Here is a 24,647-nt window from a genome sequence, read left to right on the forward strand (position 1 = left end):
GGGCAGCTGCTTTGTTAAAAATGAAGCCCGCGCTGCACCATCGCGCGGCGAATGTTATCGAGGCTGGTCGGGGCGTTCAGCCGCCCGACCGTGCCAGCTTCGAAACCAGGTAGAACGCTTTCGATCCGGCCGGCGAGATCGCAAAGCTCGTCTCGCGTCAGGTGCATCAGTTCGTCGATCGTACATGGCTGCATTGTCTCCTCCATCGCTTTGACCGCGCCAATCGCGGCCTTCGCGGGAGGCCGTTGCGCCGGAGGAGGCGGATGCATCGACAGACCGGAGCGAAGCGGAGGAGTGCGACCCTGCCCGCCGAAGCCTTGGCGTAGACGGGAGCACTTGCATCCGTGAGCCGACGAGAGGTGCGATAAGGCCGAGCAAGGATGCGTGGTGCGGGAGTGAGGGAGGATTTGCGACTGCCGACGTGACGATCAAGCAACTAGGACCAGCGAACGCGTCAAACGAACCCGTCGCAGCGGACGCCTTGCAATGCGCCGTATGCATCGGCAGAATCGGCCGCCCCCGGGTCACGGAATGATTGCGCCGATGGAGCTGAAGCTACCGAACGACTGTTTAGCGGTGTTTGCTGACGATACCGGTCACGAAGCCCTGGTTCCGGGCCAGCCCGTATATGGCCTTGGCGGCTGCGCTGTGCTCGCGCAAGATCTTGATGCTATCGTTCGGACGCCGTGGCGCGAAGTAAGGCGGCAGGCGACCGGTTCGCCGGATACACCACTGCATGCCAGCGACTTTGGTCAGAGCGCGACCCGCGAGCAGATTCTCGCGGCCGCCGCGTTCTTCCGCCAGGGCCGTTTTGCGCGGTTTGGTGCCATCGTGTCTGTCGATACCGCGTTTGCTGACAATCTTGGCCCTCTGCCGACCATCGCTTTGGTGCTCAAACAACGCATTGTCGACATCGCCAGGTGGACCCGCTTCCGTTCAGTCGCGGTGACCTTCGAATCGTCGGAACGCGCCGATCCCCTGGTCGAGGAAGCATTCCAGAACTTCTCTCTCGAGGAGAATGGGAAGCCGCTGCCGGTCGAGTGCTATTTCATGCGAAAGCAGGAGGGCGAGCCCGGCCTCGAAGTCGCCGATTTCATCATGCACGCGATCGGCCGGCAGGCACGTCACAATCTCACCAAACGGGGCACGTTCGTGCCGGACTTTGCTGCCGTCTTTCATGGCATCGATACAAAGCTGGTCAGCTTTATGGAAGTGTCATCGGTCGTGCAGAACACAAGGCAATCAGGTTAGGCCGCTGCGAGAGGTCGTAAAGTGACCTACTCTCAGCCGCGCCTCGCCCGAGAGCTCTTTTCCGAAGACAGTCGAGGTCTCAAGTCCAATCCCCTTGCCATCAGCTTTGCCGTCCCTCCGAGTTCCCTGGATATTCGTTCCGCTTCATCGTTCAGGAGGGACATCAGTTCTTCGAACCCGATGAGCTTGCGGGTCTGGGGATGCTCCCACTCGCGGACCTTTGCGATCGTCACGAGGAGACATCCTGCCCGGCACTCGTCGGCGGCCATGTACTTGGTCAAAAGTTGATCGTGGATCGTGTTGAACAGGTCGGTGCCGGAACGCTCATCGCCGAGTTTGAGTTCAATCGTTCCTTGCTGTCCGGATGCAGTCGATCGAAACCGAATGTCGGTCTCCTTCTCATCCGCCGTTACCGCCTCCTGATCGATGGTGTAGTTTTGCCTGGCGGCGTCCCGGAGGACGCCGGCTAATGCTCGCCGCATCACGTGCTCGTCTCTGATGCTGGCCCATAGTTCGCGTGGCGAAACATCCTGAAGCAACAGGTCGTCAATGTCATCGAGACGATCCTGCATGAGCGCAAACATCGCTTCGCGGGTCTTTGGCGGCGCCTCTCCGGTCTTGTCGAGAATTGAGAATTCGGCCTCCGCCAGCGCAACGCTGTCCGCTTCCTCCGCCGCTTTTTGCTGTGCGAGCGCCATGGTGCGGTCCTTGATGTGCGCAAACAACGGATCGCCAGCCATTTCGATCTTTGCCGCCCAGCCTTGGGGGCCAGTTGAAGCAAACAGCGCGCTTAAGATTGCGCTCCGCCCCCGCTCGGCATGGTCTCGGGTGTCGAGTGAATGTGACCCTTCATGCTGCGTATCGTCGCCTATCCGAACTTGGACATAGGCGAGCCGGAGAAGACGAAGCAAAAGCTGTGGTCCAAATCCAGGCCCGTGGAGATCGAAGCCAAGACCGCCGTATTCGTGGCCGAAAAGGTCCGCAAATAACTGAACGCCGGAGCCCAGCTTGGCGGCCGGCGTATTCGCGAGCTCCTTTTCCAGGACATCGACGCCTGCGCCCGGATTTAGGTTTAGAAGCGCCGGCAACCACACCTTCGCGAAAGGAACGGTGAGTCCCCCAGCGAGACGTTGCTGTGCGGCTAACTCTATGAAACGGCGATCATCATCGGTACCCGATTTGACCAAGATTTCGATCGCCTGACGCAGGTTTTGCTCATACTGCTGATCGTTGGGGCGAGTCTCGCTCTGCGCCACCTCGGCCAACCAAGCGCGGATACGTGGAACAAAGAGTGCGGCTATGATGGCCGGTGCATGATTGATGTTCTGCAGGAACATTGAATAGCCGTTTGTGCTCGCGACCTCGCGCAGAGACAGGCTGAGCTCCTGACCAAGGACACGGTCCACGGCTTGCGGATACTCGACGGCAACTGTTTCGAGCCACGACGGAAAGCTGTTGAACTCCAGCGGCGCGTAACGGCAGGCGAGTTCAGCTTCGCTCTCCGTCAACCGCTTCGCCCAGTTTGGGTCTTCCGCCTCCGCTGCAATCCCGGCTAGACCAAACTGCCATCGAACGAGGAACGTGTTTTCCTCTCCTTCGGCACGTTCGCTGCGCAGTGTCGGTCGATCCTTGCGCCAAGCAGCCATCATGGTTTCGCGAAGCCGGTCAGCGACAGTCGCACCGAACTGTTCTTGGATGAAGCGCCGGTTCCATCCCGAAGCGCGACTTTTTTCGCCGGAGCGCTCGACCGCTCGCCATAAGTCCCAAGCCGTGCCTTCAGCCCGATCCGCAGTAAAAACGGCGTCCGGATTTTGCACGATCTCACGCCAGAACGTCCCCCAACTCGCATGTGCCTTGGCTGTGCGGCGTTCGGCCTGCTTTGCCTGTTTTGCTCGCTCCGCCTCCATACGGCGGTATTCGGCAGAGCCCTCTTGCGGCTTCAGGCGATTATCGATGATTGTCGCGAGGACAGACGAATCCGAAACAAGCGGCTTGAGGCTTTCAAGCAGCGTCCGGTGATCGGTCATGTTGGTTGTGAGCAAGACCATCTCGGCCCACAGCATCATCTCGCGATGATCGAGTGGCTCCTGACTGTCGGCGAGGCGTTTTCGAACCCACGCAGCATCCTTGTCGCTGAGCTGGATGCCACCATGGTGGGACAAGTCGAAGATGCGCTGCCAGGCGTCCTGAACCTTATGAATCGTCGCGACAAAAGCATTTTCCGTCCAAAAGGCCGTCTCTCGAGCCTCCGGAGAAAGTTCTCGGATCGCGCGTCGCAATCCGGCGAGAGCTTGCTGGTCAGTGCCATGCTCATCTTTTGAGAGCCGAATTGCGAGCAAGCTCGACGAAATCCATGCTTCCGTTCGGACGCCTTCAGCTGCCTGCCGGTGGCATGTTGCTATGAGCGTCGGCAACAGCTCGTAGCGTTTCGTTCGTAGATGCGGGTATTTGTCACGGGCCCACGCGATTCCATCAAGGATCAGATCCGTCAGCGCTTGGCGCAATTCATCAAGATCCTCGGGTGAGAGGCCCGCGGTCTCAATCTCGTGTGGCAGACGGTGATTTAGTTCGCCGATACCACGGGTATTCTGCCTCACGCGCTTCAATATGCGTGACAATCGGCTTACCGAGAGGTGGGTGGGGAATAAGGTGATCAGCGCACGGCGGGCCATCGCGTCAGGCCACCGAGCAGGCTCGTTTTCGAGCGAGTCTGCCAGTGCTTCGAGATGCTTGTCGTTCAGTTGCACCAAGGCTTCCGTTGCGAGACTTCGTTCATAGTCATCGCCGGCAGCATCCATCGCAATCGCATAAGCGATATCCGCACAATCCTTTAGCTTTCCGGCAATGACGATCCGGAGCAAAAGGCTGCGCACTTCCGGATTCTCGATCCCGGAATTCCACAGCCGCCTAACACTCGGCGCAAGTTCCGGCGAAGCGAACCGATGAACCTGAATTTCCGGGGTGCTGAGGCCCCGCCAGCCGCCGCGGCCGTAGCGCTCGACATAAGCGTCGAGCGCTCTGATCCGCTGGGCCGTGCTCAGCGACTGCGGGTCACCGTGATCCAAAACGACCGCCGGATCGAGTTCCACGATATCATCAAAGATGGTGTGGTGCCAAAGAGCCAGCCACGCGGCCACCGGATGCATTGACGGACGGACCGTCCGTGCCCCCTGCGCCGTCTCTACGAACAAGAGCCGCTTGATGGACTTGATCGAAACACCGCGGGTAAGCAAGGCGTCGAGGCGCTTCGCGGCAAGAAATTCGAGCACGGACCGGTGGTGAAATCGAACGCGGCCATAGCTGGCGAAACCAAACAGCGCGCGCTCCAGGAGGACCGATTGCGCCGCGTCGCTCCAGTCCAGCAAAATCTTGGAAACGTCCAGCGCTGCCTCGCTTGCGTGGATGCTGTCCGCATCTGCCGAGTGGCGCAGGGTAAGCTTTCGGGTCAGCAGCGCAGCGAGAGCCAGGCGGCTGGAGCCTTCAATCGCCGTGTCTTGCGATAACTCCACTCTCTCCTTCGGGTCCGTCCTCGGCTTCAGCTTGGTGGCGATGTTGCTCTCAACCTGTTCCCGATGGGAACGAATGCGATGATGCTCGCGCCAATCGGAGCACAACTCGATCAAATCCTGTGGGCGTTCCGCGAATTGTTCCGCATCGCGCTCCCGAATGTCGGCCAGCAATTTATCGGGATCGGTTACGCCTTGGAGCACGGCAAATTCGCCCATCTGCTCTGTCGACAGCGGCATCAGGCTGACATTGCGCCATGGTTTTGGCCTCGTTTCGTCTTTGGTCTTTTGTTGGTTCCGGTCCATCACCATGTCGGCGAACGCTTCGGCTGTAGAAGTCGCGTTTCGCGCAGTTGGAATCGGCAAATGTTCTGCAAAAAGCTCGCGGTCGATAGGTACTGGCCGCGTCGTGACGATTATTCTCGCGCGTCCGAGCTGGCCGGCCAGCGCCTTGTTGAGACGTTTCAGCGCTTGCTCAAAGCTCCCAAGCGTCAGCTTAAGTTCGTCGTAGGAGTCCAGGAAGAAGGTCGCCATCTCGGATTGGGAGCGTAGCCACGCGTCGAAGCGCTGTTCCTCGTCATAAGTCAGCATGTCGCGGACCGAACTGCCGGCCAGCGTCGCGAGTTCAAGAAAGAACGCTGGTTCGCCGTCCTTCCAGAGTCTGGCCTGCTGTGTTTGGCACTCGTAAGTCTTTCCCGCGCCAGCTTCGGACACCATGACGACGCGTTGCGAAAGCAACAGCTCGTCCCAGCCAAAACCACCGCTCCAGCCCATGCGCGCGAGGGTTGAAGCCCTTTCGATATCCGCGACCTCGACATCCGACAGATCTCGAAACGAACGCTTGATGGATGATGGGGTGGAGGCAGCAGTGGCGATTGGTGTCATGGCGGCGTGACTGGCCTATCGGAGGGAGGTGTCTGATTCGATGATGCTAGAATAGCACTGTGCAACCACGGGAGAATGGTGGCCGATTTAATCAACCAAGGATCACCAAGGCCAGATCGAGGCGAGGGTCATCGGGTTAGCCGTGTTCGGTCATCCATCTGTCGCCGGCGAGATGACTCTCGTGAGGCTTGCGGGCGCGCTACGGTAGGCGCCGCAGCGCCACTGCGGATGTTGTTGAGGCTCGCCAGGTCGTTCAGCCGTCCGTCCGACAGTGCTCGGTTCGAAACTCAGCAGGGTGGCGGTGGTAGGAGCAGACAGCAATTGATCGTCGGTCTGGACGGTGGGGTGGGCCGATCCCTCAGCGAAAAGCGTGCCCCACAACTAGCCGGCGAGTTGTGGTAAGCATGGTTAATTAAACAAGCGAATACGCATCTCGGCCGATTAGCGCCGGGCCTACATGTTTGGGAAGGTAGTGGTATTCGCGGCGAAATGAGGGGCTATGGATGTCATACAAGTAATGGGTGAGGTTTTTCGGACCGATGTCCAGTTGGTCCAGATGCCGGCGAAACAGGCGAGGGGACGGGACTCGTCGAGGGCGAACCAGATGTCGCCGCCTTCGGCCTTGTTGAACTCGCTGAAAGAGTTGAACGGCACTACGCAGTTCTCGGGTCCCAGCCATCGCGTCCAGTGTTTGCTTTTCACGTTGCGGATGTTGGTCGTTCCGCCATCCGGCTCCATGCGGAGCAACTCCTTGAAGTCGACCGGCTTGCCCATGGCTTCAAGTTTCCTGGCCCGCTTCTTGGTCGCCTCCATCAAGGCCTGCTGGGATGACGGCATTCCCCACCGTGCAGTGGCAAGCTCGCGGCCTTCGGCGCCGTTGCGCACGATCGGCGCCTTGTAATCCGGAAAGACGCCTGGCATCGGCGCGAGGTTGCCGACGTAGCGGTTGACCACGCGAAACAGCGCACTGATGGCCGCCTGATTGGTGGTGATCGAGTAGAGATTGCACATGTTCAGGCTTCGGTTCGAGGATGGCGCGTATGCGATGCAAGTTGGAGCAGGGTCGCCGATGGACGCCGCCCTGCCTTCACGCACTTCCTGCAGCGCAGCCGGCTGGCGAGATCGTGCACGAACGTGGTCGGAGGATGCATCATCGCCGCAAGATCGACGTCACTCGGCGTCTTGCAACGCGCGCACTGGCTTTCCAGCCACGGGAAGCCGCCGTTGACGGCCTGGTCGATGGTCGGCGACGGATCGATTGGCTCGCCGTCGCTCCACATCCGCTCGTTACAGCTTTCGCAGAGAAGTTTGTCGGCCTGCTGGATCAGCGCTTCCCCCTTGGCTCGCATCTCGGCCGACTGCGTGGCCAGAATACTGGCCATCGCGCGCGACTTGCCGAGCGCCTTCGCGAGAGCCTTGCGATCGCCGCCCGAAAGGAGTGTGGGGTGATACTTTGGCTCCATCCGGACATCCAAGCGCAGAGAGAGCGGATCGGCAATGCGGTGCAGGTCAGGGCGCCTCGAACGCCGGCCAACACCCGTCTTCCTCATGCCTTCCGGTGCGCTGCTGGCAGGTGTTGTCGAGTAACCGCTGGGCGACGTCCTTCCAGATTGCATTTCCGCCATTGAGCCGGACCGCATCGACGGTCTGGATTTCCAACGTTCGATCGCAGCGGCGGCAGCTGACGCGCAGGACGTGGCGCTGAATTTCAGAGAGGTGCCTTTGGCGCAATTCGGCGCCGGTGATAGCGGCGCGGGGGTCTTTGAGCACCGAATCCCAATATTCGGGCGGCAGCGGTTCCTCGGGAGCCGCCACCGGGGTTGCCTGCTTCCGGACGGTACCGGCAGCCAGCTTTTCCATCTGTTTTGGCGTCGGCATGCGCCAGCTCGCGGGTCGGTCAGTCATGTCCGCATTAGAACATAACAAGAACGAATGTCGAGTCCGTAGAAATAGGGATAGGAGGAGGCCCGTTAAAAATATTGGGTCCCGGCTCGGTCAGGCGTGTCGGAACAAGGCTGGCTGGATCGTCTTGAATCCGGCATCAGTGTTGGAGTTCCCCGCCATGGCCCCGCGCGCAAATTGGAAAGGCTTCCTGCGCCTTTCTCTCGTCACCTTGTCCGGTAGCGCTCTATCCGGCCACTTCGGAATCCGAAAAAGTCACCTTCAACCAGCTCAACCGGAAGACCGGCCACCGCATCAAGTATGCCAAAGTGGACGCTGATACCGGCGAGGAGGTAGCCAATGAGGACATCGTCAAGGGCTATAAGGTCGACACCGACATCTTCATCGAAGTGACTAAGGAAGAGCTCGAGAACGTCGCGCTGGAATCGACGCGAACGATTGAAATCGATGAGTTCGTGGACCGCAGCAAAATCGACTCGCGGTATGTGATCCGTCCCTACTATCTGTGTCCAGACGGCAAGGTCGGCCACGACGCCTTCGCATTGATCCGCGAAACCATCCGCGAGATGAACAAGGTCGCCATTGGACGCGTCGTCCTCACAAACCGCGAACACATCGTTGCGCTGGAGCCTCTGGACAAGGGGCTGATGGGAACGCTGCTGCGCTATCCCTACGAGGTGCGTGCCGCGGACGAGTATTTTAGCGAGATCCAGGACGTCAAAGTCACCAAGGACATGCTCGATCTCGCCAGGCACATCGTCAATCAGAAGGCGGGTCATTTCGAGCCGGACAAGTTCGAAGACCAGTACGAAACGGCCCTCATCGATCTCATCAACCAGAAGCGCGCCGGCAAACCCATTGCCGAGAAAGCGCGACCTCGGGGCGAGAACGTGGTGGATCTGATGGACGCGCTGCGCAAGAGTCTCGGCAGTAGTGCGGCGGCAGCCGCTCCAGCGAAGAAGCCGGCCAAGAAGCCGCGTAAGGTCGCCAGCGGTCAGAAGGAAATGCTGATGCCGATCGCCGGCAAGAAGCCTGCAAAGGAAACGGCAACCAAGAGACCTGCGGCCAGGCAGCGGAAGTCGGCTTAGGACAATCGCGAAGCGTTCCCCAAGGCGGAAGAAGTGGGGTGCCATTCTTCGTTGGGGCTGGGCGCGTCCGCTGGTCGCGGACCGGGCTCTCGTGAACCGAGCCACTCCGCGTCTCGACCTCCGGCTTCGATCCCTCGCGCAGAGCTGCGGTGCTCCTCGCCGGGGGCACTCGGGACAGGGTCCCGCCGTCATGAATCATGCCGGCGTCGCTATCACTGCCCCTGTCCCGGGTGCCCTTTCAACCGGTCTCGTCGCTGCACTCGGTCCCGCGTGCCGCCTTCGGCGTCGCTATGCTCACGCTCTTGCGGGTGCCATTTCTGGAGGGCGATGCGCCCATTGGCGCACGCCTGATCGGGGCCTGCGGCCCCGGCGATATCGCGCACTACCTGAGGTAAGAGTGCCGGCTGCGGTGACGTCTTGTCTTCAACCTTCGTTGCTGATGAATTAGCTAGACTTCGCGCTTGGATCGTCCGACCTCCTTTGAGGTCAGATAGCGCCGCATGAGAGTAATATGGTTGCGCGATCTCCAAGATCGATGTTGAGCGCGGGCATTCTCGCCTACCGCAAGGGCGCTGGACGTCTCGAAGTGCTGCTCGTACACCCGGGCGGGCCCTATTGGCGCAACAAGGACAATGGCGCTTGGTCAATCCCGAAGGGGGAAGTCGATGGCACGGATGATCCGCAGCAGACCGCCCGACGGGAATTTTCGGAGGAGCTCGGTCCGGCCGCTTCGATCGGACCATTAACGGCAGTGGGAGAAGTCCGACAACGAGGCGGGAAGCGCGTCATCGCATTCGTCGGTGAAGGCGAATTCGACCCGACGGCGCTGGCCAGCAACACGTTTGAGATCGAGTGGCCGCCCCGAAGCGGTCGGCGGCAAATCTTTCCCGAAGTCGATCGCGCGGAATGGTTTGATATCGAGTTCGCTCGAACCAAGCTGATTGCTGCGCAGGTGGAGCTTCTCGATCGCCTTCTGGCAATCGCGGCCGACAATAGCGTCGAAGGATGATATGTTCACGATCGGGATCATCTCAGACACGCACGGGCTGCTAAGGGCGGAGGCAGAAGATCGCCTGGCGGGGGTCGATCACATCATTCACGCCGGCGACATTGGCCGTCCTGAGATCATCGCTTCGCTTCGCAAGATTGCCCCCGTCACTGCAATCCGGGGGAACGTCGATGACGGCGAATGGGCCTGCGAGTACGCCGATACCGAAGTCGTGCGTCTCGCCGGTAAAACGATTTCTGTCCTGCACGACCTGAAGACGCTGCGCACCGACTCCCTGTCCGGCGTCGACGTGGTCGTTTCCGGGCATTCCCACATGCCGAAGATCGAAACGGTCGACGGCGTCCTCTACCTCAACCCGGGCAGCGCGGGCCCACGGCGCTTCAAGCTGCCGATCACCCTTGCGACGCTTGCAATCACATCTGAAGGTGGCATGGATTGGAAGCTTCTTGATCTGGCCGTTAGCTGAAGCGCGAAGACCGGGAAAATTGTTAGACAGATGGCCAGAAAGCTGAAGACCTATGAGACTTCGCTCGGATTCTTCGATCTGGCAATTGCCGCGCCATCGATGAAGGCGGCGCTGGACGCCTGGGGCGCGGATAGCAATTTGTTTCACCAGGGCGTCGCCCGGCAAAGCGAGGACCCGGACGTCGTCGCCGCAACGATGGAAATGCCGGGCGTCGTCCTTAAGCGTCCGGTTGGCTCGAATGGTCCCTTCAAGCAAAATGCGGACCTGCCGACCGCCATCGAAGATGGACGATCGAAGAAGTCCACTCGCAAATCGACGACAAGCAAGGCGCCTAAGCGGTTCAAGCCCGCGGGCGACAAGGCGGCGGAGCGTGCGGCCGCGGTCGCTTATGTGAGAGAGCAAAAGCAGCGCGATCGCGAACGTGCGCGGGAAGAAGCCATCCGCGAGAAGGAGCGCAAGCGCCGGCAGGCAGTCGTCGAAAAGGCGGAAAACGCGCTCAATGTCGCCCGTGAAAGACACACCAGGGCTACGACTGATCTTAGAAACGAGATCGAGGCCCTCGAGCAAATGGTTCGGACGGAAAATCAACGCTGGGAGAAGGAGAGACGTAAGCTGGAAGCTGCGCTGAAACGTGCCAGGATCTGATGCGATACCTAATAAAACGTTGGCCTGAGGGCTTCATATAGGTAGATCCAACTGAGGAGCGCTGCTTTCCTCGTTCTGAAGAGAAGACAAAGATATCCCAAGTAGTCGCACCGACTTTGGCAGCGGCATCTCTGCCTGCAGTAGGCTAATCGCAATACGCGCCAGCTCGTCCCGACTAGAAATCGGGTCCGAAACGGATCGTGCACGCGTGATAATCTCAAAGTCAGAGAACTTGACCTTCAGCGTTACCGTTCGCCCACGGTTGCCAGTGGTCTCGCAATGCCGCCAGACTTTGTCGGCTAAGGGCCGCAATTCGCCGACCATGGCGTCGAAGTCGACCAGGTCGCTGGAGAAGGTGTTCTCGGCGCCTACAGACTTGCGGATTCGATCGGCACGCACGGGGCGATCGTCGACGCCGCGCGAGATGTAGTAATAGTAGGCGCCGGACTTGCCGAAATTTTCTTGCAGAAAGGCAAGTGTTTGATTGCGAATGTCGAGGCCGGTGAAAATCCCCAACGCGTTGAACTTCGCGCTTGTCGCAGGGCCGATGCCGTGAAATTTGCCGACGGGCAGCGTCTCCACGAATGCAGCGCCCATTTCCGGCGAGATGACGTACTGGCCGTTCGGCTTTCTGTGGTCGGAGGCGAGTTTGGCTAGGAATTTATTGTAGCTGATACCAGCCGACGCGTTAAGGTCGGTCTCGGCCTTGATCTTCTCGCGTATCCGCAGTGCGATGTCGCGCGCCAGAGGGATCGCCTGAATGTTTTCCGTGACGTCGAGATAAGCCTCGTCCAACGATAACGGCTCGATGATGGCGGTGTGCTCGGCGAAGATGTCGCGGACCTGCCGGCTGATCGCCTTGTAGACCTCGAATCGCGGTTTCACGAATATCAAGCCTGGACATAGCCGCTTCGCAGTCACCGACGGCATAGCCGATCGGACGCCGAACTTTCGAGCCTCGTAGCTTGCAGCGGCCACGACGCCGCGCTCCGCCGAACCGCCGACAGCCACCGGCTTGCCGCGAAGGGCTGGGTTGTCCCGCTGTTCGACCGAGGCATAGAATGCATCCATGTCGACGTGGATGATCTTGCGAGGGCTCGCAGCGGCGGCCGGGTGTTGCTGCTCCAATTCGTTCATGAGCGATGCCATCGAGACCTAAGTCTTGTATCGCGGCGGCTGCGGTCCTTCGAAAAAATGCAACCTCGATCCAATCCGCTAGGCCGCTTCCGCGCTTTGCGCGACTTCCTCGTCGCGCTTGCGGTTGATCAGGTTCAGAAGATGAACGGAAGCCCGCGCGTCGCATAGTGCCCGATGGTGATTCTCGAGCTCTATCTGGTAGATTTCGCACAGTTTTCCGAGGCTGTACGACTTATGACCTGGATAGCGTCGGCGCATCCCGGCGCACGTGCAAAGCTTCGGAAAACGAAAACGTCGTTCCAGGCGTTCGAATTCGTAGGCGATGAAGCCGTAGTCAAAGTTGACATTGTGAGCGACGAAGATGCCGTCCGCCATGAATTCCATGAAGCTGTCGGCAACTTCTACGAACAAGGGCGAACCGTTCACCATCTCGTTCGTGATTCCGGTCAGCTGAACAATCTTCGCCGGAATGGAACGCTGGGGGTTAACGAGGCTGTGCCACTCGTCGATAACGCGATGGTTACGCACTTTCACCGCGCCAATTTCGGTGATGCGGTCGCCATTCGCCCAGGCGCCGGTGGTCTCGATGTCGACCACGACGTAGTCCTGCTCGGGGTCAAATCGATAGTCGACCCGACCGATCTCGGCGATGATGCCGGCGGCGCCGAGTTGATGAAGCCGGGTGAGCTGATTGCGCCGGATCACATCGCCTTCCGCCTTGATTTCCATGAACGAGGCGTTGCTTTCGCGCACAAGCATCAGGTCGGGGAAGCCGTCTTTCATGCCACTGAAATCGCAACACATGGCATGGACGATCCTGGCGACGCCGCCTGGATCTGCCCCCTCGAGCAACGCGCGTAGTGCTTCGACCTGCACATGGTCCCAGGCGAAGATACCGTTGGGGCGCCCCCATCTTGTCGCCACCGTGCGGAGGATCAACGGAAAGGCAGTATTGGATCTGATGGCGTCCAACTTCTCCTCGATCGTCGAGGCGAACAATCGGGAGAAGCTGCGGTCCTTCAAGCAATGCGGCACCCAGTCGAAGCCGCTCGCCAAATGAGCCGTTTCGAAAAGTTCATCCCAGAAAAGCAAGCCGAATAGGGTGTGCCAAAGTACGTTCTCCGCGAAGAAAACCTGGACACCTTCGCGTCGCAGCACGCCGGCGACGCCCGCTTCGGGATTGCCGCGGTGAGTATCGTCGACCGTGATCACGCGACCCGAGCGGAGCAATTCCGTGTAGAGCCCGGTGCGCCGCCCTCCAAACTTGCGGGCGTAGAAATCCGTGGCAAAAAGATGCTCCCCGTCGCTGACCGGGTCATCGATCATCCGTTGTAGGACTTCTTCGGCTTCGTCGCGGTCGCCTTCGATGTAGAGCAAGCGCACCAGACGCTCATTGCAGTCCGGTGAAGAGCCGGCCCGATAAAGTTGCCGTGCGAGAGGCGGATCGTTCTTCTCGAAAAATTGTCCGGTGCGATATGCCGCTTGGCTGCGAAGATCGGCGGCATAATCGGTCCCGCAAACCGGGCCCGCGAAAATATCAATTGCAGCCTGTCGATAGGCGATCTCTGATTTCACCTCGAGACGGTCAATGATCTGGCTGTAATGGAAGGAGGCTAGTGCCTCCTGGCCGTCGGCGAACCGCGCACTAAAGGAGGTCTCGCGGTTGGTGCGGAGGATACCAAGGTCGCGTAGCGCGAAATTCTTCAGGCTGACCTCGGTCTTGCCGAAATAGAGGTAGAGCAGGAATTCGATAGGTCGCGTGTTGTCGAGTGCGATGAATTTGTGGGCGCCGCAATGTTGCGCGGCAACTGAGAAGGGGATCTTGTCGAGATAATAGTCGATAAGTTTCCCCTTCGACCACGACTTCCGGACGTCCTTTCTTCCGGCGGCCTGCGTCCCTCTAATGAGAATATCTTTTGGAAGGCAGGCGACGAATGCTCCGTAGTCAGGTTCGCAAAGTGCTCGGGCATGACCAACTGCCATTAGTTCGGCTGCTGCGCGTTCGATGTCGGTGATCTCGGGGTAATTGAATAGCGATCGGTTGAAAATCGCACCACGCCGATTGACCATCCGGATCAACAGACAGCGGGCGTCTCTCGAGAGGCCCTCGAAGCGAGCGATGAAGGCGCAGTGTTCTTCCGTAAGGATCGACCCGTACGTCCTCTGTACGAAGCCGAGCATCTCCGTGAAGTGATCGAGGTAGTAAAAGGCGGGCAATATCGGCAGCTTCACGGCGCGCCCTTTCTTGGCCGGAATCAGAGGATGTTCTACTTTTGTTCGGAAGTGACATTGAAAGTCAATAGTCGGGCCGATAGGCCCGCTTCCGCACGGACCGCACTGAAGTCCGCGTTCAGCTGCATGCTCCCGTAAGAGGGGCATCCGCTGCCTACCTTAGTTGTTCGGATGCGTGACTAGTATAATGGACGGCCAGCCGGCGCTCCGGCATATGTCGGTCAGCAGGTTGAGTCCTCGCTTTAATTCGTCGTCCGTGAACAAGCCTCTAACCGATTGAGGGGGATTCTGTTTTTCGGATGCGCCGGCATTTGAGATTGCAGGGATTGGGGGCTTGAGAACCCAAAACCCTGCAATTTCGTTTTTGGATTCCCTTTCGCGGCGGGCCATGATTCTGTGGTGCATCGGAGGGGACGATGCGGCCGAAGAAGCACACGACGACGGGATCGAACGATCTGTTCCGGGCGCGGTTGGACCAGATCATCAACCTGAAGCACGAACTGGTTCTGCTTGCCGGCAAGATCGATTGGGACTGGATCGACGGCGAGATCGCACCGCTCTACAGCGAGAACGGACGGCCGGGGATCGAGACCCGCTTCATGATCGGGCTGTTGCTGCTCAAGCACATCTATGGGCTGTCCGATGAGGGAGTGTGTGAGCGCTGGGTCCACGACCCGTATTTCCAGTTCTTCACCGGAGAAGAGTTTTTCCAGCACGCCTTCCCGCACGAGCGGTCGGACCTGAGCCATTGGCGCAAGCGGCTCGGCGACAGACTGGAGTTGCTGTTGGCTGAGAGCCTGCGGGTGGCGCACGAGGCCGGCGCGTTACGCGGCCAGGACCTCAAGCGGGTCACGGTCGACACCACGGTGCAGCCGAAGGCCATCACCTTCCCGACCGACGCCAAGCTGCTTCATGCGGCCATCAAGGGTCTCAGCCGCCTGGCAAGAAGGCACGGCGTCAGGCTGTGGCAATCCTATTCTCGCGTAGCCAAGGCCGCGGCGATGATGGCGGGCCGCTACGCCCATGCCAAACAGTTCAGGCGGCATCAGCGGCAATTGCGCATCCTGCGCAGCCGGCTCGGCCGCATCATCCGGGACATCCGCCGCAAGATCGAGGGCCAGCCAGCCCTGGAGGAGGCGTTCGCCCTCCCACTGAGCCGAGCCACCCAGATCCGCTCGCAGCAGCAGCGCCAGCGCGGCTGGAAGCTGTATTCCTTCCATGCTCCGGAGGTCGAGTGCATCGGCAAGGGCAAGGCCAGCGCACCTTACGAGTTCGGAGTGAAGGCTTCCATCGTCACCAACAACCGCCGGGCTCCCGGTGGACTGTTCGTGCTCCACGCCAGGGCGCTGCCCGATAACCCCTATGACGGTCACACCCTGCGGGACGTCCTCGCTCACCGGCTGTCCGATCGAGCGGGCCTATGTCGACAAGGGATACCGCGGCCACGACGCCCAAAATCCACGTCGCGTCTTCATCTCAGGCCAGAAGCGCGGCGTCTTCGGTGTCATCAAGCGCGAGCTGCGCCGCCGCTCCGCCATCGAGCCCATCATCGGACACCTCAAGGCGGAAGGCCACCTCGGACGCTGCTACCTCAAGGGCCGCGACGGCGATGCCGCCAACGTCGTCCTCTCAGCAGTGGGCCACAACTTCCGCCGCATTCTCGCCTGGCTCAGAGAACTCTTGTGCATGTTCCTGGCCCAGCTATCGCGAACGCTCGCCTGTCCAGCCCCGCTCAATTCAGCTTCTTAACGGACGACTAATTCTTCCCGCGTAGGGCCGCCAATTCTACCCGCACGCCGCGACTGTGGGCGTGAGGGGCCAGTGAAAAATGATCTCCCGACACCACGGAACGACCCGCCCGCTCGGCCTCGACAACGAAATCGCGCGCCATCTTTGCTCGCCCGCGCTCGCATCTCGTCGGTTGACGCGAGCGACGACGACGTGACCGTTACTGCGCGCGACCTAGCGCGTTGGTAATTCGAGCCAAAGCCAAGCCACAAAAATTTGGAGACGGAAGACGGGGCAGGATAGGGTAAGCGTCCGGAGCTTGCACCTGACCTCATCCCTTGACAGGATTTTCGATTTTCCAGGCCCACGGCAGTAACTCGTCGAGGCGGGTCACGGGATATCCGTCGACCATCCGCGTGAGCACGTCGCGCAGATAATGGTACGGTTCAACGTCGTTCAGCTTGCAGGTTTCGATCAGCGAACAAAGGATAGCCCAGCGTGTCCCGCCGCCGTCGCTTCCGGCAAAAAGGTGGTTCTTGCGTACGCATACGATGAAGACCGCCTGATTGACGCATGCGCGCGGGCACGGCGAGTTCTATGATGGCGATGCGTGAAGGTCAGGCGGCTCGCTGATCGGTGGGGTTGTCGGCTTGGCGCAGGAGCTTCCATTCCCATGGCAGCAGCTCGTGCAGACGGGATACGGGAAGATCGGCGATGCGGGCGAGGACGTCGGCGAGCCAGGCTTTGGGATCGACGTCGTTCAGGCGACAGGTCGTGATCATCGTCAGCATGATGGCGGCGCGGTCAGCGCCACGCAGACTGCCGGCGAAGGTCCAGTTGCGCCTTCCCAAGGCGATGCCGCGCAACGCTCTTTCGGCGGCGTTGTTGCTGAGGCAGATCCTGCCATCGTCGAGGAAGCGGGCGAAGTCGTCCCAGCGCCTGAGCATGTAGTTCATGGGCTTCAGGACCTCGGCGGAGCGCGATAGGGTTTCTCGCTCGCGGAGCAGCCAGGCGTGCATGTCGTCGAGCAGCGGCTTGCTCTGCTCTTGGCGAACGGCACGCCGTTCGTCGGCACTGCGGCCATTGATGGCGCGCTCGATCTCGAACAGGGCGTCCAGACGCCTGACCGCCTCCAGCGCGATCGGGGAGACCGGTTTGCCTTTTTGTCCGTCCCGGGCGGTTTTCTCGATATCGGCCAGTTCGAAGAAGCCCCGCCGCGCATGGGCGAAGCAAAATGCCGGCGTGATTGGCATCGCTTTCTTCTGCGGGTCGAACAGCGGCTCGAAGCCATTGTAGCAGTCGGCTTGCAGGATGCCGGTGAAGGCGGCCAGATGCTTCTGCGGATGCTCACCTCGTCGGTCGCTCGAGGCGTAATAGACCGCCGCTGGCGGCGCAGGCCCACCGTAGGGCCGGTCATCCCGCACATAGGTCCAGATTCGTCCGGTCGTGCACTTGCTCTTGGCCAGGATACGGATGGTGGTGTCGTCGCCATGCAGGCGCTCCGCCGCGAGCACATGCCGCTCGATCAGTTGGAACAGCGGCATGACGGCGAAGGTTCCGTGGCCAACCTGGTCGGCCAGCGTCGATAGCGGCAAGTCGATCCTCTCGGCCTTGAAGCGCACGCTCTGGCGATTGAGCGGGATATGCATGCCGAACTTGTCGAACAGGATCGTCGCCAGCAATTGCGGACCAATGAAGCCGCGCGGCGTGGCATGGAACGGTGCGGGCGACTGGCTGATCTTTTCGCAATCGCGGCAGGTGAACTTTTCTCGAACCGTCTCGATCAGCTTGAACCGACGCGGAATCTCCTCCAACGTCTCGGTCACATCCTCGCCCAGCTTCGCCAAGCGCGCCCCACCGCAGCAGGCGCAGGTCGTTGGCGCCTTAATGACGACCCGCTCGCGTTCGATGTCGTCCGGCCACGGCTTGCGCACCGGCCGCTTGCGCGTGAAGGCCCGAACGTTCTGTACCTTTGCAGCCGCGGCACGCGCGGCGAGTTCATCCTCACTCGCCGTGGTGATCAGCTCTTCGAGCTCCAATTCCAACTGCTCGATCAGCCGCGCCGTGCGCTCGGAGCGCGGCCCGTACAGTTCGCGTTTGAGCTTCTCGATCCGCAGCTCGAGATGCGCGATCAGCGCCTCGTTGTCCGACAGCTCCGCCTGCGCACTGGCAGCCACCGCCTCGGCTCGCAGCCGCGCCTCACGCTCGGCCTGCAGCGCCGCCAGGGCACTCGCAAGGTCCGATGGAAGATCGTCCGGCTTCGATATCATGAAGCCATTGAATCAGATCAAGCAGCAGATTCAAACCGTAAAAGCGGCTATCCGGCCCGCGTCGGCCGATGGGTTTCTTGAGGGTTACGCCAATCGATCCCGGACAGCAGATAGCTCAACTGCGCCGGCGAGATCGTTACCGATTCACCGGCAACCGATGGCCAGATGAACTTTCCTCTCTCCAGTCTTTTTGTGAACAAGCAGGCTCCCTGGCCATCGTGCCAGATCACCTTCACAAGATCGCTTCGGCGACCGCGGAACACGAACAGATGACCGCTGAGCGGGTCCTTGCGAAGAACCTCCTGCACCTGGAGTGCCAGCGATGGAAAGCCTCGGCGCATGTCCGTGTAGCCTGTCGCCAGCCACACTCGCGCGCCCGTCGGAACCGGGATCATCGGCGTACCAAAGCATCGAGAACGCGACGTAGCGCGTCTCCATCGACGTCGCCATCGACCCGGATGCAGTGCCCGCTACCAAGATCAATCTCGATGATGCCCTGGCTCTTCCGTGGACGAGCCGCCGTCGTCGTCAATGGCGCTTTGGCCACCTCCCGCGGCGGTGCAGACGGCCCAATCTCGACCGGCACGAACGGCGCTGTACTCGCTTCACCATGCTTGCAAAGCGCTTTGCGCCACCTGAACAGCTGGCTCACATGTAGGCCTGCCACGCGGGCCACCTCGGAAACACTGGCTCCGGGCTCGAGCGATGCTGCAACCAGCCGTTCCTTCTCATCCAGCGACCACCGGCGCCGCCGCGCGACCGATGTGATCACCTCCGCCCGCGAAATCGTCATAGTGCTTCTCCTAGGATTACTCCTAGGACCTGCAGCCCTCGCGTCCCTCAAACAAGACGGCCTCTGGCGGAGGGATACGTTCTTGCGGCCGAGGGCGACAGGGCGGATCGCGCGTTCGACCGGATTGGTGTCGAGTTCAACGCGGCCATCATGCAGGAAGCGCGTCAGCCCATCCCATCGCGAGAGTGCGTAGCGCATCGCCTCGGCGAGCTTGGCACGGTCGGGTAGCAAGGGAAGCTGCGTCCCCATCCAAAGCCGGAAGCTGTCGACGTGCGGCTTGGATAATGAGCGCCGCGCAGCCTGCCGATACGCCGGCGATTGACCGCGGATTCTGACCTCGACGGCATAGATTGCGCCGATGCGGCGCAGTGCTTCCCGCGCTAGGGGAGCGCCGTCGGCTTCAGCAATTTCATAGAACTTGCGTCTGGTATGGGCCCAACAGGCGGCGAGAATGATGTCGCCATTGCCGGTCAGCCGCTCGAAGCCGGCATAGCCATCGACATGCAGCACGCCTTTGAAGCGCTCGAGATGCGCGGCGGGACGCTCGGCCTTTCGGTCCGGTGCAAACAGATAAACTGCTGCCGGTGGCGCCGGTCCACCCCAGCCGTGTTGATCGCGGGCATAGACCCATAATCGTCCCGTTTTCGTTCGTCCCCGTCCTGGATCGAGCACCGGGATCGGGGTGTCGTCCGCAAAAAGATGATCGGAGGCGAACACGTTCTTGCACAGCCGTTCGTGCAAACTCTCGAACCACCAGCAGGCTCCGCCCACCCAGCCAGCCAGGGTCGAGCGCTCCACTTCGACGCCGTGGCGCGCAAAAATCTGCGCTTGGCGATAGAGCGGCGTGTGATCGCAATACTTGCTGACCAGTACCTGGGCGAGCAGGGCCGGTGTGGCCAGACCACCAGCGATCGGCCGCTCGGGAGCAGGGGCCTGGGTGACCGTTCCGCATGCGCGGCAGGCAAATTTCGGACGGCGGATGCGCGCGACGCGCAGCTGGGCCGGCACCCAGTCCAGCATCTCGCTGACGCTCTCGCCGATGGCATGCAAAGCTCCGCCGCAGCCCCCGCATGCCTCGCCACCGGTGCCGAGAACGACCTCGTCGCGCGGCAGATGAGCGGGCAGCGACCTGCGTTGCGGCGGTGCATCCGGAGCCGGCGCGTGTGGTGTGATTGGGGCAGGATCGGTCTCGGCAACCGCCAAATCGGTGTCGAGATCTTCGAGTCCGAGCGCGAACTGATCACTGTCGAGACGCTCGGAGCGACGCCCATACTGGGCGCGCTGAAGCTGTTTGATGATCAGACGAAGACGCTCGATCTCAGTGTTTCGGTGCTCGATGAGCGAGGCGATGTCGCGCACCAGACGGTGCAGAAGCGCTGGGTCCGACGGCAGATTGTTGAGATCAAGCTGCATGTCCGATCCTACTCGGACGTGCTGATTCGAAGAATCAAATTCGCTTTATTCCAAGATGTTTTTACATTCTCAGCCCGCGATTGCGGGCCGCCATCGGCGCTCCGGTGTGCGCCAGTCGATACCCTCGATCAGCATGGCGAGTTGCGCTGGTGACAGCGTGACCGTACCGCCGGGTTCGCTCATTCTGGGCCAGATGAAGCCGCCTTGATCGAGCCTTTTGGTGAACAGACAAAGTCCGTTGCCGTCCCAGAACAGGATCTTCAGCATGCTCGCCCGCTTGCCTCGGAAGGCAAACAGATGGCCGGAGAATGGATCTTTCTTCAACGTTTCCTGGACAATCGTCGCGAGCCCATCCAGCCCCTTTCTCATGTCGGTGTACCCCAGAGCCAGATGCACCTTCACGCCCGCGGGAACGATCATCATGATGCGGTCTCCCGGTCGGCAACATGTCGCCGGACGACGTCCGGATCAGCACCGGCGGGCGCGAAGACGCGTCGTCCGTTGGGCAGTTCGACCACCGCCATGCCGTCTGGCGGCTGCAACAAATCATGGAGAACGAGCGGGGCCGACGAAGCGCCCGACGCATCGCTTGCGAGCTCGACCCGGACCAATTTTGACCGCTTTGGCTTGCCAAAGCCGAGCTCGACGCGCCATCGGAACAGCACGCTGGTAACGATCCGATGCCGCCGCGCCACCGATGATACCGTCTGCCCCGTGCGATCAACCTCGAGCACGATCGCAAGCTTTTCCACGGCAGTGAAGTTGCGCCGGGTCGACTTCACGGGTGTTTCCGCGTCGCCAACCGTTGGCGTTGTCAAGACCGATTTGCTGTCCGTCTCCTTAGCACTACCCTTAGCACTAGTGCTTATTTGCGCGCGGGCACTGGGGTGCAGCTGCGCTCGCCAGTCGATTTCCACCTCGTTGGCGTCGATTAGATCGCGCCACCGCTGCAGGCCAAAACGCGATATTCCATGGGCCTTGGCATACGCCCGCACGCTCATTCCGGACCACGTCATCGCCTCCACATGCATCGCCCAGAACGCCTGGACGGCACGGCTGCGCGCGTCGCTGGACAACTTGAGAGGTCGCCGCAAACGACGCTCCTCACGCTTTAATTCGGCTTGTACTCTAAGGGCTTCAGCGTCGACGAGGACGCTTAGCCAGCGTGCAAAAGTGCCCTGATCCAGGCCGTGCTGACGGCAATAACTGCGCCGGCTGAGGCCGCTTCTACGCCACGCCTCGATGTGCACCGACCGCCAGGTTCGGCGCGCCGTGTTCTCATATTGTTTCCGCCCCACAAGAGATCCTCCATGCTGCAGGAGAATGGAATATGGAACGACAAGACATTCTCGAAAGACGTGCGAGAACCGGACGGTTACAGGATAGGGGTGTAGGGCTCTTCAAATCGGGCTTCGAGATACCGGTGCACGGCGGTAACGCGGCCGTGGCCGAATCCGGAGGCTGGTGCAACGACTTGGGAGGTCTTTGCCAAAAAGGAGAGCTCCGATGAAATGTTACGTTGGATTGGACGTCGGCATCGAAGAAACCAGCGTTTGCATCCTCGACAGCCAGGGTCTCACGGTCCGCGAAGTCAAGGTCAGCACGGAGCCAGCGGCGATCCGCTCCGCTGTTGAGGGCTACGCGGATCGCCTCGATAGGGTAGGGGTCGAGGCGTCATCGCTGGGCATCTGGCTGTATCGTGAATTGCAGCCGACCGGGATGCCGATCGTTGTCGTGGAGGCACGCCACATGCGCGTCTCGCTGTCGACGATGCGCAACAAGACCGACCGCAACGATGCGCGCGGCATCGCGCAGATGATGCGGTTGGGCTGGTACCGCGCCGTGCATGTCAAGAATATCGACATGCAAAGAATGCGCACGCTGTTGACCAACCGGAAGCTGCTCAAGCGCAAATTGGTTGACCTCGAGAACCATGTTCGAGGCGCTCTGCGGGCCTATGGTTTGCTCGTCGGCGCCGTCGCACGAGGGGCCTTTGAGGACCGCATCCGTCAGCTGATCGAGCACAGCGATCCGATTTTTGTGATGTCCATCCAGGTCATGCTCGACGTGCGCCGCGCCATCCTCGAGGGTTATGATCGGCTGCATCGCGTGCTGCTGCAGGTAGTCCAGCATGATCCTGTTTGCCGGCGTCTGATGACGGTTCCTGCTGTCGGTCCAGTGGTGGCCTTGTCATTCAAGGTTGGCGTCGATGACCCCCATCGCTTTGCCCGATCACGTACGGTGGGCGCCCATTTTGGCCTGACGCCGAGGCGCCACCAGTCCGGTACATCGATAGACTTCGAAGGTCATATCAGTAAACAGGGTGACATCTCCGTGCGGGAGGCGCTCTGTGAGGCAGCTGCGAGTCTGCTGCTCCGGGTCAGAAAATGGTCCGCCTTGCGGGCTTGGGGCCTGCGAATTGCCAAACGGTCGAGCATGCTGTGCGCGATTGCCGCGGTGGCGCGGAAGCTCGCCGGCATTCTCCACCGGATGTGGGTCAGCGAGACCGACTTCCACGTCGGGTTTGGTGCTAAGGTCACGCAACGGCTGCGCCTGAAGCCGGCGCAGTAGCGACTGAGAATACGAGCAGGGAAGGGCTGGGTTTATCCTAGCAGCTGAGGAGGGAAAGGAACCAGAGATCCGCGCGCGCGGTGAGCGTCCCCTGGCGGGGCCGCGAAACGGGGAATGTCCGCTATCTCTTGCCTGCTGCCACCCTTCGGGGATGAGAGCGCTAAAGTGCTTGGACAGCCCTGTTTACGAACCTGATGAAGAGCATGCGACGGCCCTGGTGCTGAGCGCGAAGGAACGCATGGACCCCGCCTGGTGAATGCCCGTCGCAAGCGCGGCTGTGGCTAGATTTGTCCGTGTAGATGGAGGGAAGCAGCGATGCTTGGTCTGCGAGGAGTCGAGAAAATCTGCAGGAGGGAGTTGACTTTGCCCGCCCGATTAGGAATGGCGGCGTAATCGGGCTTGAGCAAGAGGCGGCGGGTTCGCCGGAATTGTCGCACCATGGCGGTGGATCAATCCTGATTCGCCGAAAAGGACGTCCCGCCATGAAACTCTCTGCAGCGCTTGATACTTCCAGCTCCAGGACAGCAGTTTGTGTGGTCAACAGCCGCGACGGTTCTGTCGTATTCGAAGTGAGCGTCGCGACAGATCCAGCTATCATCTTTGCTGCGCTGGCGCCGTTCCTTCCTCGGCTCGATCGGGTCGGCCACGAGGCCGGCAGCGTGGCACCGTGGCTGCATCGCAAGCTGACCGCTCTTGGCCTGCCCATGGTGCTATTAGAGACCCGGCATGCAGCGGCCGCGCTGGATGCTCAGCGCAACAAAACCGACAAGAATGATGCGCGGGGACTAGCACATCTGGTGCGGTCAGGCTGGTATCGCCCGGTCCATGTCAAAAGCGAGGAAAGCCACAAGCTCCGCCTGTTGCTCGGGCATCGGCGCACCTTGAAGCGCAAGCTGCTCGACATCGAGAACGAGGTTCGCCAGTCGTTGAAGGTCTTTGGTTTAATGGTTGGGCCGCGTGCGCAGCGGACCTCATTCGAGGCGCGGGTCCGCGAGTTGGTTGCTCCTGATCCGCTGGTTGCGGCGGTGACCGAGTGCATGCTGCGGGCTTGGGCGGCGCTATGGGCCGAGTACAAGCGGTTACACCAGGTGCTGGTCCAGATTGTCGGCAGGGACGAACTTTGCCGGCGCTTTTGCCGGATCCCGGGCGTTGGTCCGGTCACGGCCCTCTCGGTGAAAGCCGCGATCGATGATCCGCGCCGGTTCGTCAAATCGAAGACGGTTGGGGCGCATTTTGGTCTGACGTCGCGACGCATTCAGACCGGCGATTCGATCGATATCGAGGGCCGCATCTCCAAGTGCGGCGATGGAGAGGTCCGCACCGTACTTTATGAGGCGGCGAGCGCCATGCTGGTGCGCTCGAAGCAATGGTGCGCCGTCAAGGCATGGGGTATGCGGATCGCGGCCAGGCGCGGCCACAAACGGGCCGTTGTCGCAGTGGCGCGGAAGCTCGCCGTGATCATGCACCGGATGTGGCTGGACGGCAGCGAATTCCGGTTTTCTTCAGCAGCCGGGGATAGTGGCAACGGAGCAAGCGGGACGACGGCGCTCGCCGCCGCTTGTTGAGGCTCTGGCGAGCGCCGTCTCGCTGACGGGTTGACGGCAGAAAATGGTTTTGGGTTCCGCCGCATGGCGGACAGACGTCTGGTGGATCGAAGCGGATGCGGAGAGCACGATATCTTGCCGGCGCCGACACCTCCCTGGAGGTTGAGAGCGCGCGGGAATGCCGGTGTTGCCCCGTGATCCCGACAT

General features: G+C 60.8%; 17 protein-coding genes and 5 pseudogenes. 8 read left to right on the plus strand and 14 right to left on the minus strand.

All coding sequences use genetic code 11. The features are described 5' to 3' along the window. Window positions 1-14 precede the first annotated feature (14 nt). Window positions 15-194 (minus strand): hypothetical protein, encoded by a 180-nt coding sequence (locus QUH67_RS06305; protein ID WP_300945815.1) that lies wholly within the window; start codon window positions 192-194, stop codon window positions 15-17. Between the two features lie 337 nt (window positions 195-531). Between QUH67_RS06305 and QUH67_RS06310 the strand changes: the two genes are divergently transcribed. After that, the gene (locus QUH67_RS06310) at window positions 532-1,251 is read left to right on the plus strand and encodes a hypothetical protein (protein ID WP_300945816.1); all 720 of its coding nucleotides are present in this window, start codon (window positions 532-534) and stop codon (window positions 1,249-1,251) included. Window positions 1,252-1,283: 32 nt separating this feature from the next. Here QUH67_RS06310 and QUH67_RS06315 read toward each other — a convergent pair whose 3' ends face one another. The 4 genes and pseudogenes from QUH67_RS06315 to QUH67_RS06330 all read right to left on the minus strand — a co-directional run bounded on the left by QUH67_RS06315 (window position 1,284) and on the right by QUH67_RS06330 (window position 7,547). Next, entirely contained in the window at window positions 1,284-5,642 is a 4,359-nt protein-coding gene (locus tag QUH67_RS06315) for an NACHT domain-containing protein (protein ID WP_300945817.1), read from the minus strand. A 459-nt stretch (window positions 5,643-6,101) separates the two neighbouring features. Further along, window positions 6,102-6,653 (minus strand): annotated as a pseudogene (locus tag QUH67_RS06320) (SOS response-associated peptidase family protein); the annotation flags it as partial. Between the two features lie 2 nt (window positions 6,654-6,655). After that, window positions 6,656-7,105: a hypothetical protein gene (locus QUH67_RS06325; protein WP_300947956.1), complete on the minus strand. Its 450-nt coding sequence runs from the start codon at window positions 7,103-7,105 to the stop codon at window positions 6,656-6,658. 46 nt (window positions 7,106-7,151) lie between these two features. Further along, a complete protein-coding gene (locus tag QUH67_RS06330; protein WP_300945819.1) occupies window positions 7,152-7,547 on the minus strand; it encodes a hypothetical protein in 396 nt (131 codons plus the stop codon). 157 nt (window positions 7,548-7,704) lie between these two features. On the opposite strand from QUH67_RS06330, the pseudogene ku reads away from it, so the two are divergent. The 4 genes and pseudogenes from ku to QUH67_RS06350 all read left to right on the plus strand — a co-directional run bounded on the left by ku (window position 7,705) and on the right by QUH67_RS06350 (window position 10,752). Further along, window positions 7,705-8,632 (plus strand): annotated as a pseudogene (gene ku / locus QUH67_RS06335) (non-homologous end joining protein Ku). Window positions 8,633-9,167: 535 nt separating this feature from the next. Next, window positions 9,168-9,641 (plus strand): NUDIX domain-containing protein, encoded by a 474-nt coding sequence (locus QUH67_RS06340; RefSeq protein ID WP_300945820.1) that lies wholly within the window; start codon window positions 9,168-9,170, stop codon window positions 9,639-9,641. Window position 9,642: 1 nt separating this feature from the next. Then, window positions 9,643-10,107 carry a metallophosphoesterase family protein gene (locus QUH67_RS06345; RefSeq protein WP_300945821.1) on the plus strand — a complete coding sequence of 155 codons (465 nt, stop codon included), beginning with the start codon at window positions 9,643-9,645 and terminating at the stop codon, window positions 10,105-10,107. A 30-nt stretch (window positions 10,108-10,137) separates the two neighbouring features. Beyond that, the gene (locus QUH67_RS06350; protein WP_300945822.1) at window positions 10,138-10,752 is read left to right on the plus strand and encodes a cell envelope biogenesis protein TolA; all 615 of its coding nucleotides are present in this window, start codon (window positions 10,138-10,140) and stop codon (window positions 10,750-10,752) included. 33 nt (window positions 10,753-10,785) lie between these two features. On the opposite strand, the gene dinB is transcribed toward QUH67_RS06350, so the two are convergent. Together dinB and QUH67_RS06360 are read right to left on the minus strand one after the other, a co-directional pair. Next, window positions 10,786-11,889, minus strand: a complete 1,104-nt coding sequence (gene dinB, locus QUH67_RS06355) for a DNA polymerase IV (RefSeq protein WP_300945823.1) — start codon at window positions 11,887-11,889, stop codon at window positions 10,786-10,788. Between the two features lie 78 nt (window positions 11,890-11,967). Next, window positions 11,968-14,121, minus strand: coding sequence for an exonuclease domain-containing protein (locus QUH67_RS06360; RefSeq protein WP_300945824.1), 2,154 nt, complete (start codon window positions 14,119-14,121; stop codon window positions 11,968-11,970). A gap of 416 nt (window positions 14,122-14,537) precedes the next feature. Between QUH67_RS06360 and QUH67_RS06365 the strand changes: the two are divergent. After that, window positions 14,538-15,870 (plus strand): annotated as a pseudogene (locus QUH67_RS06365) (IS5 family transposase). Window positions 15,871-16,180: 310 nt separating this feature from the next. On the opposite strand, the pseudogene QUH67_RS06370 reads toward QUH67_RS06365, so the two are convergent. The 7 genes and pseudogenes from QUH67_RS06370 to tnpA (QUH67_RS06395) form a co-directional block, all read right to left on the minus strand. Then, window positions 16,181-16,390 (minus strand): annotated as a pseudogene (locus QUH67_RS06370) (transposase domain-containing protein); the annotation flags it as partial. A gap of 76 nt (window positions 16,391-16,466) precedes the next feature. Then, window positions 16,467-18,119, minus strand: coding sequence for an IS66 family transposase (gene tnpC / locus QUH67_RS06375; RefSeq protein WP_300941314.1), 1,653 nt, complete (start codon window positions 18,117-18,119; stop codon window positions 16,467-16,469). A 47-nt stretch (window positions 18,120-18,166) separates the two neighbouring features. Then, the gene (gene tnpB / locus QUH67_RS06380) at window positions 18,167-18,514 is read right to left on the minus strand and encodes an IS66 family insertion sequence element accessory protein TnpB (protein ID WP_300941317.1); all 348 of its coding nucleotides are present in this window, start codon (window positions 18,512-18,514) and stop codon (window positions 18,167-18,169) included. Next, window positions 18,511-18,912, minus strand: coding sequence for an IS66-like element accessory protein TnpA (gene tnpA, locus QUH67_RS35085; RefSeq protein WP_300941319.1), 402 nt, complete (start codon window positions 18,910-18,912; stop codon window positions 18,511-18,513). Before tnpA (QUH67_RS35085) ends, tnpB (QUH67_RS06380) begins: the two co-directional genes overlap by 4 nt. 78 nt (window positions 18,913-18,990) lie before the next feature. Then, window positions 18,991-20,325 (minus strand): annotated as a pseudogene (tnpC, locus tag QUH67_RS06385) (IS66 family transposase); the annotation flags it as partial. Between the two features lie 69 nt (window positions 20,326-20,394). Continuing rightward, a complete protein-coding gene (tnpB, locus tag QUH67_RS06390; protein ID WP_300945827.1) occupies window positions 20,395-20,748 on the minus strand; it encodes an IS66 family insertion sequence element accessory protein TnpB in 354 nt (117 codons plus the stop codon). Further along, entirely contained in the window at window positions 20,745-21,623 is an 879-nt protein-coding gene (tnpA, locus tag QUH67_RS06395; RefSeq protein ID WP_300945828.1) for an IS66 family insertion sequence element accessory protein TnpA, read from the minus strand. Before tnpA (QUH67_RS06395) ends, tnpB (QUH67_RS06390) begins: the two co-directional genes overlap by 4 nt. A gap of 208 nt (window positions 21,624-21,831) precedes the next feature. Here tnpA (QUH67_RS06395) and QUH67_RS06400 point away from each other — a divergent pair, with 208 nt between their 5' ends. Together QUH67_RS06400 and QUH67_RS06405 are read left to right on the plus strand one after the other, a co-directional pair. Beyond that, window positions 21,832-22,896 (plus strand): IS110 family RNA-guided transposase, encoded by a 1,065-nt coding sequence (locus tag QUH67_RS06400; RefSeq protein ID WP_300945829.1) that lies wholly within the window; start codon window positions 21,832-21,834, stop codon window positions 22,894-22,896. A 482-nt stretch (window positions 22,897-23,378) separates the two neighbouring features. Further along, a complete protein-coding gene (locus QUH67_RS06405; protein ID WP_300945830.1) occupies window positions 23,379-24,461 on the plus strand; it encodes an IS110 family RNA-guided transposase in 1,083 nt (360 codons plus the stop codon). Window positions 24,462-24,647 lie beyond the last annotated feature (186 nt).

It is taken from the genome of Bradyrhizobium roseum (assembly GCF_030413175.1).
GTDB lineage: Bacteria > Pseudomonadota > Alphaproteobacteria > Rhizobiales > Xanthobacteraceae > Bradyrhizobium > Bradyrhizobium roseum.